Below are 13,003 nucleotides of genomic sequence, written 5' to 3' on the forward strand. Positions count from 1 at the left end.
AGCAATCGCTTACACTGAAACCGCTTTGCGCAGGCTTTCGCCTGGGTCATCACAGCCGCGTGTCAAAGGCGTACGCCACGCCGCGCGCATCCGGCGCGGCTTGTCAGAACCGGCAACAGAACGGACTGGACTCTCCATCGATGAAAAATCCCGCGGACCGATTTCTTGCACTCGACGCAGCCCGTCACACCGCCGACGCCTACGGCAACCACGCCATCGACGAATTTCTCGCGGGCCGCCTCACGCGACGCGAACTGCTGCGCCATGCGAGCGTGATCGGTTTGGCGCTCGCTGGCGGCGGTGTGCTGAACGCGCCGCGAGCGCGGGCGCAAGGCGCGCCGGCCGCATCCAATCAGACGATCCGCGTCGCGCATCTGACGCCCGCCGGCGCGGTCGATCCTCTCACCGTGACCGACGCCGCCAGTCTCGCGCTCCTGAACCAGACCGGCGAGTTCCTGATCGACGACGACGGCGAGAAGCTGATGCTGAAACCGGCGCTCGCTGTTTCGTGGAAGCCGAACGACAAGGGCGACGTGTGGACCTTCGCGCTGCGCCCGAACGTCAAGTTCCACGACGGCCAGCCGTTCACCGCGAAAGACGTGGTCGCCACCTTCGACCGCCTCGCCGATCCCGCAAGCGGTTCGGCGGCGCTCTCCGTGCTCAAGGGCGTGCTGTCGAAAGGCGGCGCAAAAGTGGTCGACGATCACACGGTCGCGTTTCATCTCGACGCGCCGAACGGCAACTTCCCGTACTACGTCTCGTCGGACAATTACAACGCCGTGATCCTGCCCGCGAACTACGCGGGCGGTTATGAAAAGACCTTTATCGGCACGGGTCCGTTCAGGTTCGAGAAATTTCAGCCCAAGGTCGGCGCATCGTTCGTGCGCAATCCCGACTACTGGGGCGAAAAAGCGTTACCACAACGCGTACAGTTTTCCTTCTATGCCGACGAGCAGGCCCAGTTGCTCGCATTGCAAGGCCATCAGGCGGACGTGATGGGCACCTTCACCGTGCAGGGCGGCGCCGGCATTCTGAACAATCCGGACTACAAGGCGGTCGGGGTGAAGTCGAGCGCGCATCGGCAGATTCACATGCGCAACGACAACCCTCTGTTCAAGGACAAGCGCGTGCGTCAGGCGCTGGCGTTGTCACTCGATCGCGACGTGCTGGTGCGCGGCCGGTTGAAGGGCCGCGCACAACTCGGCAACGACAGTCCGTTCGCGCCGGTGTTTCCGTCATCGGATGCGGGCGTGCCGCAACGCAAGATCGACATCGCGAAGGCGAAGCAACTGCTTGCACAAGCTGGCGTGGCGAACGGCTTCGACGTGACGCTGACCACCGAAAAATACATGGAGATTCCCGATCTCGCGGTGGTCGTGCAGAACGCGGCGAAGGCGATCGGCGTGCGCATCAATCTGAAGGTGGAGAGCCAGTCGCTCTATTACGGCGCGGGTACGCCGGGCAAATCCGACTGGCTCGACTCGCCGCTCGGCATCACCGACTACGGCCATCGCGGCGTGCCGAACGTGTTCCTGAACGCGCCGCTCACCAGCACCGGCACGTGGAATGCCGCGCACTTCAGGAATCCGCAATACGATCAACTGGTCGCGCAGTTCGTCGCGGCAATCGACCTCGCGTCACAGCAGAAAATCTCCGCGCAGATCCAGACGCTGCTGCTCGACGAAACGCCTATCATCATCCCCTTCTTCTACGATCAGCTGATCGCGATGCGCAAAGGCGTGAACGGCGTGCGCTTCACCGCGCTCGCGCAACTCTATTTCGACCGCGCGGTGCTGAGCGCGTAGGCACCGCCGCAGCCTTCGACAGGAGCCCACGATGTCGGCCACGGCCTCCCCTTCCGCCTCCAGCGCTTCGAGCGGCAACGCGGGCCGCGTCGCGCGCTTTCTCGCCGTGCGCGTGGGCTTGTCGTTGATCACGTTGTGGCTGTTGTCGGTGATCGTGTTCGCGGGCGGCCAGCTGTTGCCCGGCGACATCGGCCGCGCGGTGCTCGGGCCGCTCGCCGATGCGCGGGCGGTCGCCGCGCTCAACCATCAGCTCGGCGCGGACCGCCCGCTCGTCACGCAATACGTCGAGTGGATCACGCATTTTGTGCGCGGCGACATGGGGCTCTCGTACGCATATCGCGAGCCGGTCGCGCCATTCATCGTTGACGCGCTCGCACATTCGGCGAAGCTCGGGCTGCTCGCGTTCATCGTCGTCGTGCCGCTCGGCATTGCCGGCGGCGTGTGGTCGGCGATGCATGCGGGGCGTTGGCTCGATCGCACGATCAGCATTGCCGGTTTGTCGGCGACCGTGGTGCCGGAATTCGTTTCGTCGATCGTGCTGATTCTCGTGTTCGGCGTATGGTTGCGCTGGCTGCCCATCGAAGCGTCGTATCCGCCCGAAGCCAGCGCGCTCGAACAATTGCGGCATCTGGTTCTGCCGGTGCTGCCGCTGGTGCTGGTGTTCTTCGGCTACATCGCGAGAATGGCGCGCGCGGGCACTGTCGACGCGCTCGACGCGGACTACACGCGCACCGCGATCCTCAAGGGCTTGCCGCGCCACATCGTGATCTGGCGGCACGTGTTGCGCAACGCACTGCTGCCGACCATCACCGTTGCCGCGACGCAGCTCGGCTATATGATCGGCGGGCTGGTGGTGGTCGAGACGCTGTTTCACTATCAGGGCATCGGCTCGCTGATCTACAACGCCGCCAAGGCGAAGGACTTTCCGATGCTCGAAGCCGGCGTGCTGACGATCGGCGTTGTCTATACGCTCGCGAATCTCGTTGCCGATGCGCTGCATGTGCTGCTCAATCCGCGGCTGCGCGTCAGGAGCGCCGAATGAGCGCCGTCGTTCCGCCGACTCAAGCTTCACCCGCCGAGCCGCGCTTTCAACTACTGCGCGAGCTGTCGCGTTCGCCGACCTTCGTGGTGGGCGCGATCATCGTCGTGTGGTGGGTGGTGTGCGCGCTCGCGGGCCCATGGATCGTGCGCCTCGACCCCTATGCGTCCGATCCGCTCAATTCGCTGCTGCCGCCCGATCGCACGCACTGGTTCGGCACCGACCAGCTCGGCCGCGACGTGTTCTCGCGCGTGATCGTCGGCGCCCGCGACATCCTGACCATCGCGCCGCTCGCGACCCTGCTCGGCACGGTGGCGGGCACGGCGCTCGGTTTGATCGTCGGCTACTTCGAGGGCTGGGTGGATAACGTGGTGGGCCGCGCGATCGACGCCGTGCTCGCGCTGCCGCTCGTGATCGTCGCACTGCTCGCGCTGGCCGCGGTCGGCGCGTCGAACTTCACCGTGATCCTCGTGATCGGCATCACCTTCACGCCGATCACCGCGCGCACCGTGCGTGCCGCCGTGTTCGCGGAACGGCATCTGGACTACGTGGCCGCCGCGCAATTGCGTGGCGAACGCGCGCCCTACATCATGTTCGTCGAGATCCTGCCGAACGTGCTGCCGCCGATCATCGTCGAGGCGACCGTGCGGCTCGGCTATGCGATCTTCGCGGTCGCCACCTTGTCGTTTCTCGGCTTCGGCATTCAGCCACCTTCGGCCGACTGGGGTCTCGCGCTGTCCGAGTCGTACACGCTGATGGCGGGCGGCGCATGGTGGACCGTGGTGTTCGCGGCCGGCGCGATCGCCTCGCTGGTGGTCGGCGTGAACCTGATCGCCGACAGCGTGCAGGGAGTGCTCGATCGATGAGCGTCGCACCGCCTACTCCCGCCACCCCGTTCGCCGCCTTCGACGTGTCGAAGAGCGATCGCACGGACGCGCTGACGGTCGTCGGCCTGACGGTCACGTACCGGATACGCGGACGCGATCGCGAAGTGCTGCAGGACGTGTCGTTTCGCGTGCGGCGCGGCGAAGCATATGGGCTCGTCGGCGAGTCGGGCTGCGGCAAGTCGACGGTCGCAATGGCGGCGCTGCGCTATCTGCCGCGCAACGGCAAGGTGAAGGCGGGCAAGATCTCGATCGCCGGCGCGGACGTGCAGAAGCTCGACGCCGATGCGTTGCGCAACCTGCGCGCGAACACGGTGTCTATGGTCTATCAGGATCCGGCGCGCGCGCTCAATCCCTCGCTGACGATCGCGCGGCAGGTCTCCGAAGCGTTCGAAGCCGCCGGCGCCGCGCATGACGAGGCGCTGCTGCGCACGCGGGAGATGCTCGAACGCGTACGCATCGCGTCGCCCGAACGCGTGATGGGCAGTTATCCTCATCAATTGTCGGGCGGCATGCAGCAGCGCGTCGTGATCGCGATGGCGCTCGCGTCGAACCCCGCGCTGCTGATTCTCGACGAACCGACCACCGGACTCGACGCCACCGTCGAAGCGGAAGTACTCGACCTCGTCGCGGCTTTGCGCGAGGAACTCGGCACTGCGGTGCTCTTCATCAGCCACAACCTCGCGGTGATCGGGCGGATGTGCGAGCGCGTCGGCGTGCTTTACGCGGGCAAGCTGGTCGAGGAAGGCGCGACCGAGGACGTGTTCATGCGTCCGCGTCATCCCTACACGGTCGGACTGTTGCGCTGCCTGCCCACTGCGGGGCGCAACAAGGACAGCGGGCGGCTCGATACGATTGCGGGCGGCCTGCCGCCGCCGGGATCGGTCACGCAAGGCTGCATTTACGCGGAGCGCTGCCGTCTCGCCGACGACCGCTGCCGCCGCGAAGCGCCGCCGCCGTACCGGCTGATCGCCGCGCACGGCGATCAGATGTCGCGCTGCCACTACCATGAGCGCGCGGTCGAATTGCCGCGCGCGACCCCGGAAGCGTTGGCCGACAATCAGCGCGGTTCATTGGACGACCCGCCTTCAACGCCCGTGCTGCGCGCGAAGCAACTCTCGAAGACGTTCCACGTATCCGGCGCGCCGCTGCGCGCGCTCGACGACGTGTCAATCGATCTTGCGAGCGGCGAGACGCTAGGTCTGGTCGGCGAATCGGGCAGCGGCAAGACAACGCTCGCCAAGCTGATGCTCGGCCTGCTCACCCCCGATGCGGGCAGCGTGCTCGAACTCGACGGCGCGCCACTCTCCGCGCGTGTCACTCGGCGCAGCGACGAGCAGTTGCAGTCGTTGCAGATCGTGTTCCAGAACCCCGACTCGGCGCTCAATCGCGCGCATTCGGTAAAGCGGCTGATCGGCCGCGCATTGTCGCGCGTCACCGCATTGCGCGGTCCCGCGCTCGACGAACGGCTCGCCACGCTGACGTCGGCCGTGCGCTTGCCCGAGCGCTATCTCGGGTCGCGCACGCGGCAGTTGTCGGGTGGCTTGAAGCAGCGCGTGGCGATTGCCCGCGCGTTTGCCGGTGCGCCGCGCGTGGTGGTCTGCGACGAGCCGACTTCCGCGCTGGATGTCTCCGTGCAGGCCGCGATCCTCAATCTGCTCGCCGATCTGCAACGCGAGCGCGGCGTGAGCTACGTGTTCATCTCGCACGATCTGCACGTGGTGCGCTATCTCTCGGACCGCATCGCGGTGCTGTATCTCGGCAGGCTGCTGGAAATCGGACCGGCCGAAGCGGTGTTCGGCGGTCCGCAGCATCCTTATACCGAGGCGCTGCTGTCCTCCGTGCCGACTCTCGACGCACACGTCAGACAGGACCGTATCCGTCTGTCCGGCGAGCTGCCGAGCGCGGCGTCGCCGCCATCCGGCTGCGTCTTTCACACGCGCTGTCCGCGCAAGCTCGGCGCGATCTGCGAGCAGCAGGAGCCGCCCTTTCTCGACGCAGGCGAGGAAGGCGGCGCGGCCCAACCGGCTGCGCATCGAATCCGCTGCCACATCCCGGTTGCCACGTTGCGCGCGCTGCAAACCGCCTCACGCGGTACGCCGGACGAAGGCCCAGACAACGTCTCGCCCGAAGGCTCCGCAAACGCTCCGCAGAACGCAGGCCGCAACCAATAAAGCGTTTTAACGTGACTTTCGCGTGACGCGTTTCATCGCCGAAACGTTCTCACGCGTTTTTTCATCGCGTGCATCGCGTCTCCCTATCCGGCGCGTGTCGGGGCATGGCTTCGCGACCAGTGGCATGGACATCGCTAATTGCGGTTCAGACATTCGGAGCCCAACGATCCGTGACGAGACGCGGCAAAACAGATTCGGGGGGCGACAAGGCCCACGTTCAGATCGGTCCGCCGCCACGCATTTGGCGCAACAGATGGCGGCAACGAGGTACCGTCGTTCGTTCGGGGAAAGAAGCGATGAAAACCACGAGATTCAATCAGTACTACTGCGTGGTTATTCGGCAGACGATGATCGTAGCGGGCGTAGTGGTGCTGACGACCGAGGTGGCGTACCCGGCATCGACAGAAGTGATTCCCAGGTGGATGGTGCTTGCCGATGCGTCGGTGCCCGGCAACGCGGGGCACGCAACGATGCAATTCGCACCTGACGACGGGCAGCGCGCCCGCCGACGTGACAGCCGCCGACGATACGGCCGCGGTATTCATGCCGCGCGGCTGCGGTGGCGCGAGCGCCGGCGGATGCGGACGCCACGCTGGCGGCAGCGGAACCAAACGGCGCGGCGAGTGCCGGCAATAGCGGCTCGGGAGCGAGCGGCAATAGCAGCGGCGGCGCCGGGGCGGCTGGCTCAGGCGGCTCAGGCAGAAGTGCCGGAGCGAGCGCCGGCAGCAAGGGAAACAGCAGCGGCGGCGGAAGTAGCAGTGGGGGGAGCAGCAGCGGTGGAAGCAGCGGGAGCGGTGGCTGCGGTTGCGGCCCGGGCGGTGGTTTTGGCGGTGGTTTTGGCGGTGGTTTTGGTGCCGGCTTCGGTGGCGGCTTTGGCGGAGGCTTCGGCGGCGGTCACGGACGCAAGGGTGGCGGCGGCAATGGCGGAGGGAACGGGCACTAGCACTCGCCCGGTCCCAGGCAGGGTGCCCCGCACCCTGCCCCGCTGGCGATCCGCTCCCGGCATGGCGTCGCGATCCGCTAACATCGGCGGTGATGTCTCGATCCCCCGCTCGAGCGTCACCGCCCGAGGCCGGTCGCTATCGACGGTCGCCGCGACCATTGCTTCGGCCATCGCCACGAACGCCCGGTGAAGACGCTGTCGAGCAGCTTTGAAGTGCCGCAAGCCACGCGTAAACCATACGTCAAAACGGGTCCCCGGCGCCGAGCGCGCGAAAGCGCATAAAACAACCGGCCGCGCACCCGTGTTATGGAACCAATCCGAGGCGATCGCCTCATATCCAATTCAACGTTCGATATGAGGGCCCACAACATGCAACGAAACGTTCACCCCTCCGCGGCGCGCGCGGCCACTGGCCTGCTGATGGTCGCCGCGCTGGGCCTCGCATCGCTCGCTCATGCGCAAACGCCGGCGCCCAAACCGGCTCAGCCGATGTCGCCGACGATGTCGCAAGCCGCGCCGCCCGTCGATCCCACCTTCTCGGCCTACTCGCTTGTCCAGACCTGCAAACAGAGAAACGACAACGTCGCGCAAGGCCAGTGCGTCGGCGCGATCCGGGGCATCATCCACGGCTATCAGTACGGCGTGCTGTTCCTCGCCCAGCGCACGACGTTCCCGCCGAACGAGACGCAACGCGTGTCGCTGTGTCTGCGCGACGTACCCGTGTCGACAATCGTCGACGACTTCCTCGCGGACGCCGCCCAGGTCGACGACGAGGCCCTCAAGCACACCCCCGCCGAAGTCGCGGTGCTGGGCTCCGTGCATATGCATCACGCCTGCACCTGATCCCGCCCGCGCGCTGAGCCACCCTGCCGCCGTGCCGCAAGCAATCGCCGCCGCGCCTACAGCATTTCGAGCGGACGCTTGCCGCGCGGCGGTTTGAAGTAAGCGTCGAGCGCGGCGAGTTCGTCGCCGCTCAAACGTAGTTGCGACGCGCGATGGTTGTCGCGCACGTGCTCGATGCGGCCCGCCTTCGGAATCGCGCACACGCCGGGCTTGAGCAACGCCCACGCGAGCGCCACCTGAAACACCGAGACGCCACGCGCGCCGGCAATGTCGTCGAGTGGCGAGCGTTTCGGCAGACGCGCGTGATCGACCGGGCTATAGGCCATCGCCGGCATGTTGCGCGCCGCGAGCCACGGCAACAGGTCGAATTCGGGTCCGCGGCGCGCGACGTTGTAGAGAATCTGATTGGTCGCGCACGTGTCGCCGCCGGGCGTGGCGACGAGTTCTTCCATGTCGTCGGTGTCGAAATTGCTGACGCCCCAATGCCGGATCTTGCCCGCCGCGCGCAACGTCTCGAACGCGTGGACGGTTTCCGCGAGCGGCACTGAACCGCGCCAGTGCAGCAGATACAGATCGAGCCGGTCGGTTTCCAACCGCTTCAGACTTTGTTCGCAGGCTGCGATCACGCCGCGTCGGCTGGCGTTGTGCGGATACACCTTGCTGACCAGAAACACCTCGTCGCGCAAGCCGGCCAGCGCTTCGCCGAGCAGCGTTTCGGTCGCGCCGTCGCCGTACATTTCCGCTGTGTCGATCAACGTCATGCCGAGTTCTATACCGCACCGCAGCGCGGCGATTTCCTCCGCCCGCCGCGCCGGCACTTCGCCCATTTCCCAGGTGCCCTGCCCGAGCGCGGGAATACGCTCGCCGTCGGGCAAGCTCACGCTTGCGATATCACTCGTCATGCTGACTCCTCAATGTGGCTCGATTCAACTGATGCAATGGCGCCCGGCGCCGACTACGAAAATCAATAGCGACGAGTTTAGCGGCTCGACGAGCATTCGACCGTCCCCCAGGCAAAAGCCCGCTATAACGCGACGCGCCAATGTCATAGAATTGCCGCTTGCCTATCTTGCGTGAGCCCCATGACCTCTGCCTCGGAAGACCGCTGGCGCGACCTGCGCCCGGACCCGGAAAACGACACGCCGCTATATCTGCAACTTGCTCGCAAGCTTGGCAGCGCCATCCACGAAAACCGCTGGAACGCCGGCGAAGCGCTGCCCTCGGAGCGCGTGCTGTCCGAGGCGCTCGGTGTGTCGCGGATCACTTCGCGCAAGGCCATTGCGCTGCTGGTCGAACAGGGCTTGATTCGTCGCACTCAGGGCGCGGGCAGTTTCATCACCCCGCGCTATGAAGATCCGCTGTCGCGTCTGTCGAGCTTCAGTGAAATGCTGCGGCGGCGCGGCTTCACGCCAAGCTCGAAGTGGTTGTCGCGCGAGATCTCGCCGGCCAACCGCGACGAGGTGATCCAGCTCGGCTTGTCGCCGGCCGCTGCGGTGACGCGGCTGCGGCGTTTGCGGCTCGCCGACGGCATCGTGATGGCGGTGGAGAATTCCACCTTCCCGGCGGCGGTAATCCCGGACCCGCAGGCGATTGGCGATTCGCTGTACACGTACCTGGAAAATCGCGGACTGACGATCGTGCGGGCGCTGCAGCACTTTCGGGCGGTGAACGCGAGCGAGGAAATCGCGCAGCAGATGAGCATTGCGCCGAACGAGGCGCTGCTGTTGATCACCCGCGTCGGCTATACCGCCGATCAGCGGGCGATCGAATTGACCGACACGTACTGCCGCAACGATTACTACGATTTCGTTGCGGAATTGAGGAAGTAACTGGCCGGGTGCAGCGGGCGACTGGTGTTGTGCGCCGCTCGTTTCGCTCTCGTTTTCGCTCTTGCGCCGTGCTCGCGCCGCGATCGTTCAGCGACGCCGCGCGCGGCCGCAAAGGCTAAAACGATCACGCCCATCCAGCCTCGTGCGCGCCTATTCGAGCCGGTGGCAGCGCGTAAAAAGCGGGCGTCTCTCCCATCTCTTCGGCCGGCCGCACCGCCAGTACGCGTCCGAACTCCGACTTCACGGTTGCCATGCAATCGCGCACGTCGTCGAGCGCGACATCAGCGGTGCGCCAACCATCGGCAAGCATGCCGAAAGACTGCAACCACCGTCCGGTTTGCGCGAGCGAAACCCGCACGTGCCAGCTTCCGCCTTCGGCGGCCCGCCGCCTCAACGCGGTCATCGCACCGAACGCGGCCAGGTAGCCGGTCGCGTGATCCAGCGCCTGACACGGCAGATGCTTTGGCTCCACGCCGCCTGCCGCCTGCCGCTCGGTAAAGGCAATCCCGCTCGCCGACTGCACCAGGCTATCGAACCCGCGCCGCTGCGCCCACGGCCCTTCGTGTCCATACGCGGACACCGACACATACACGATCCCCGGCCGCAGCCGCGCCAGTTCCTCCGGGCCGAAGCCGCGCGCGGCCAGTGCGCCCGGACGATACGCCTGAAGGAACACATCGGCATCGCCAGCCAGGCCGCGCAGGGTCTCGCACCCGGCGGCGGCGCGCAGATCGAGCAGCGCCGAGCGCTTGCCGCGCCCGTTGTCGATCACCAGCGGCGCAATGTTCGGCAGATGCGGTCCGTTGATCATCAACACGTCCGCGCCATGGTGCGCGAGCGCCCGCCCGGCCACCGGCCCGGCGATGATGCGCGACAGGTCGAGCACGCGCACGCCCGCCAGCGGGCGGTCCGCGCCGGCGAGGCGTAGCGGCTCGGCGGGCGCATCGCCGATGCGCTCGATCTCGAACAGCGGCAGCCGCGCAATCGCCTTCGCCTGGTCGAGCGCGGCCCATTCGTCGGGCGTGCGAATCAACGCGGCGCACAGGCCTGCATCGGCGAGCGTCTGGTCGAGCGCCGCACCGTCCCAGCCGCGAATCGCGGCGGCCACCGCAGCGCGCCCGTTGTCGCAGCCGAGCACGTTCAGCACGCCGTGCAGATGGTGCGCGAAATTCGTGTGCAGTTGAATCCAGCGGCCGTCGCGCGTCTCGTAGAAGCCGGTGACGGGGTCGCGCAACGCAGGCGGCGGCCCGTCGTCGATGCGCAAATAGCGTTCGCTGCGGAACGCCGCCAGCGCGCGCCCCATCTCCACCGACACCGATTGCCTGCGCCCCGTGCGCAAGCGTTGACATTCGGCCGCCGCAAGGCCGGTCGCGGCGATGGTCGCCACGGCGAGGCTGCCGACGCGGTAGACCGACGGCAAGCCGGGGTCCGCGCCGGTCAGCGACACGGACCGCAGCGCGGCCGGGTCGCATCCCGCGACGGTCCAGATATGTTGGAGAGCGAGTTCGGGCGTCATGGCTTTCGGGCTAGGAGCAGGTGGAAAGTGAACTGCGAAGTGAACCGAGTCTAGAATTCGGACCCGTCACAATCAATCTTGATTATGATAATCAACATATATTGATTTCTTCGGTTTCTCCACGTTTCCATGCCGACCCCTTCTTTTCTGAGCGCCACCGAAGCCGCCGCCGCGCTCGGCATCAGCTTGCCCACCCTGTACGCGTATGTAAGCCGCGGGATGCTGAATTCGTCGCCGGATGCGCAAGGCAAGCACCACCTCTACGACGCCGCCGAGGTGCGCCGCCTCGCGCGTCGCAAGGCGGACGGCAAGCGCGCCGGCAAGGTCGCGCAGAAGGTGCTGGACTGGGGCGTGCCGGTGCTCGAATCGTCGATCACGCTGGTCGCCGAAGGCCGCCTGCTGTATCGCGGACACGACGCGACGGAACTGGCGCGCGCCGCGTCGCTCGAGGACATCGCCGCGTTGCTGTGGAAATGCAGCGCGCGACGCATTGCCGACGCGCCGGCCGTGCCGCTCGCCGCTGCTCAGTGGGCCGCGTGGCTCAAACTGTGGAGCGACAGTACGCCGCTCGATCGCGCACTCGTACTGCTACCGGCCGCCGCGGCGCAAATGCCGCGCGTGTGGGCGCTCGGCCGCGATGCGCAACTCGACACCGCATGCGCCGTGATGCGGCTGCTGGCCGCCGCGATGATCTCGGCGGCGCCGTCGAACGAGCCGCTGCATCGGCAACTGGCTTCTGCGTGGCATGTGCGCAACCGGCAGCAGGCCGGGCTGCTCCGCGCGGCGCTGGTGGCCTGCGCGGATCACGAATTGAACGCATCGACGTTCACGGTCCGTTGCATCACGTCGACGGGGACGCACCTGTTCGGCGCGGTGGCCGGCGGGCTTGCCGCGTTGGCGGGCCCGCGTCATGGCGGCGAGACGGTGCGCATCGCCGCGTTGCTCGAAGAGGCGTCGCGCGCGCCCGATCTCGACCGCTATCTGGCAAACCGCCTTGCGCGCCATGAACATGGCACACAGGGGCCGGTGCTGTCGGGTTTCGGTCATCCGTTGTATCCGGACGGCGATCCGCGTGCGCGGCTGTTGCTGAAGATGCTTGCCGACTGCGCGCCCGCTCGTTCGCCGCTCGGCGAAGTGCTGCGGCTTGCGCGCACGGTGCGTGATACGACCGGTGCGGAACCGACTGTCGATTTCGCGCTTGCCGCGATAGAACGGGTGCTGGGCTTGCCGGCTGGTGCCGCGTTCACGCTCTTCGCGGTGGGCCGAGTGGTCGGCTGGATCGCCCATGCGATGGAACAGACGAGCGATGGGCGGTTGATTCGCCCGCGGGCGCGGTATATCGGGGAGTATGAGGCGGTCGGATTGGGTTGAGCTGCTGGCGGCGTGGGGGTGGTGGGACGGCGATTGGACACCCGTTGAACGCGCGTCGCACGGCGGTTGAAAGCGGTGAGAGCAACCGTCAGGCGTTGCCCTTTTGGCGCTCGTCCACCGCTTCTCCGTCACCTACCCGCCGCTGATCGCTCAATTGCGGGCCGCGGATCGAAACTTCGTCAGGCCACACCCAACCAGCGCGGCAAACGGCTCAGCACCGGCAACCCAGACACCGGCTTCGGCGCGACGCGCTCGGAGCCGCTCGCCAGCGAGAACCGCGCCCCTGCCTGGCCCGCGCTGATCCACGCCACCGTGCGACGCGGCAACTCGACCGACTCGCCGGTGGCCAGCCAGTGATCTTCGCCGTGGCCTTCGATCGTCAGCCAGATCTCGCCCGAAATCACCTTGAAGGTGGACGGACGCGCGACACGCCAGGCCGCGACAGGCTCGCCATGTTCCAATTCGAAAATCCGGACTTCACGCATCGCCGCTCTCCTTCAAAAGGCTTTTCTGGTGTAGCGATTATTGACGTGCGATGATCGAAGTCCCATGCACAGTTCCGAACACTTTCATCGGAACTGTTCAGTCGAAAAGCCGGA

At 66.5% G+C, this 13,003-nt stretch carries 10 protein-coding genes; 7 read left to right on the forward strand and 3 right to left on the reverse strand.

Translation table 11 applies throughout. The features are described 5' to 3' along the window. Window positions 1–140 precede the first annotated feature (140 nt). From P0D89_RS22645 to P0D89_RS22665, 5 genes are all read left to right on the forward strand, one after another. The gene (locus P0D89_RS22645; protein WP_408377209.1) at window positions 141–1,805 is read left to right on the forward strand and encodes an ABC transporter substrate-binding protein; all 1,665 of its coding nucleotides are present in this window, start codon (window positions 141–143) and stop codon (window positions 1,803–1,805) included. A gap of 31 nt (window positions 1,806–1,836) precedes the next feature. After that, window positions 1,837–2,847, forward strand: coding sequence for an ABC transporter permease (locus tag P0D89_RS22650; protein ID WP_408360930.1), 1,011 nt, complete (start codon window positions 1,837–1,839; stop codon window positions 2,845–2,847). Beyond that, a complete protein-coding gene (locus P0D89_RS22655; RefSeq protein WP_408360928.1) occupies window positions 2,844–3,710 on the forward strand; it encodes an ABC transporter permease in 867 nt (288 codons plus the stop codon). The genes P0D89_RS22650 and P0D89_RS22655 overlap by 4 nt, the downstream gene beginning before the upstream one ends. Beyond that, window positions 3,707–5,902, forward strand: a complete 2,196-nt coding sequence (locus P0D89_RS22660) for an ABC transporter ATP-binding protein (protein WP_408360925.1) — start codon at window positions 3,707–3,709, stop codon at window positions 5,900–5,902. The genes P0D89_RS22655 and P0D89_RS22660 overlap by 4 nt, the downstream gene beginning before the upstream one ends. A gap of 1,312 nt (window positions 5,903–7,214) precedes the next feature. Then, entirely contained in the window at window positions 7,215–7,688 is a 474-nt protein-coding gene (locus P0D89_RS22665) for a hypothetical protein (protein WP_408360918.1), read from the forward strand. 56 nt (window positions 7,689–7,744) lie between these two features. Here P0D89_RS22665 and P0D89_RS22670 read toward each other — a convergent pair whose 3' ends face one another. Then, complete coding sequence (locus tag P0D89_RS22670; RefSeq protein WP_408360916.1) at window positions 7,745–8,590, reverse strand: aldo/keto reductase; 846 nt, start codon at window positions 8,588–8,590, stop codon at window positions 7,745–7,747. A 180-nt stretch (window positions 8,591–8,770) separates the two neighbouring features. On the opposite strand from P0D89_RS22670, the gene P0D89_RS22675 reads away from it, so the two are divergent. After that, window positions 8,771–9,517, forward strand: coding sequence for a GntR family transcriptional regulator (locus tag P0D89_RS22675; RefSeq protein WP_042321463.1), 747 nt, complete (start codon window positions 8,771–8,773; stop codon window positions 9,515–9,517). 124 nt (window positions 9,518–9,641) lie between these two features. Here the strand turns inward: P0D89_RS22675 and P0D89_RS22680 are convergent, their stop codons facing one another. Next, entirely contained in the window at window positions 9,642–11,033 is a 1,392-nt protein-coding gene (locus P0D89_RS22680; protein WP_408360914.1) for a CoA transferase, read from the reverse strand. 129 nt (window positions 11,034–11,162) lie between these two features. On the opposite strand from P0D89_RS22680, the gene P0D89_RS22685 reads away from it, so the two are divergent. Further along, window positions 11,163–12,404 carry a citrate synthase family protein gene (locus P0D89_RS22685; protein ID WP_408360912.1) on the forward strand — a complete coding sequence of 414 codons (1,242 nt, stop codon included), beginning with the start codon at window positions 11,163–11,165 and terminating at the stop codon, window positions 12,402–12,404. A gap of 179 nt (window positions 12,405–12,583) precedes the next feature. Here the strand turns inward: P0D89_RS22685 and P0D89_RS22690 are convergent, their stop codons facing one another. Continuing rightward, complete coding sequence (locus P0D89_RS22690; RefSeq protein ID WP_408360910.1) at window positions 12,584–12,889, reverse strand: DUF2917 domain-containing protein; 306 nt, start codon at window positions 12,887–12,889, stop codon at window positions 12,584–12,586. Window positions 12,890–13,003: the final 114 nt, after the last annotated feature.

This window comes from Paraburkholderia sp. RL18-085-BIA-A (assembly GCF_046027075.1).
Classification (GTDB): domain Bacteria; phylum Pseudomonadota; class Gammaproteobacteria; order Burkholderiales; family Burkholderiaceae; genus Paraburkholderia.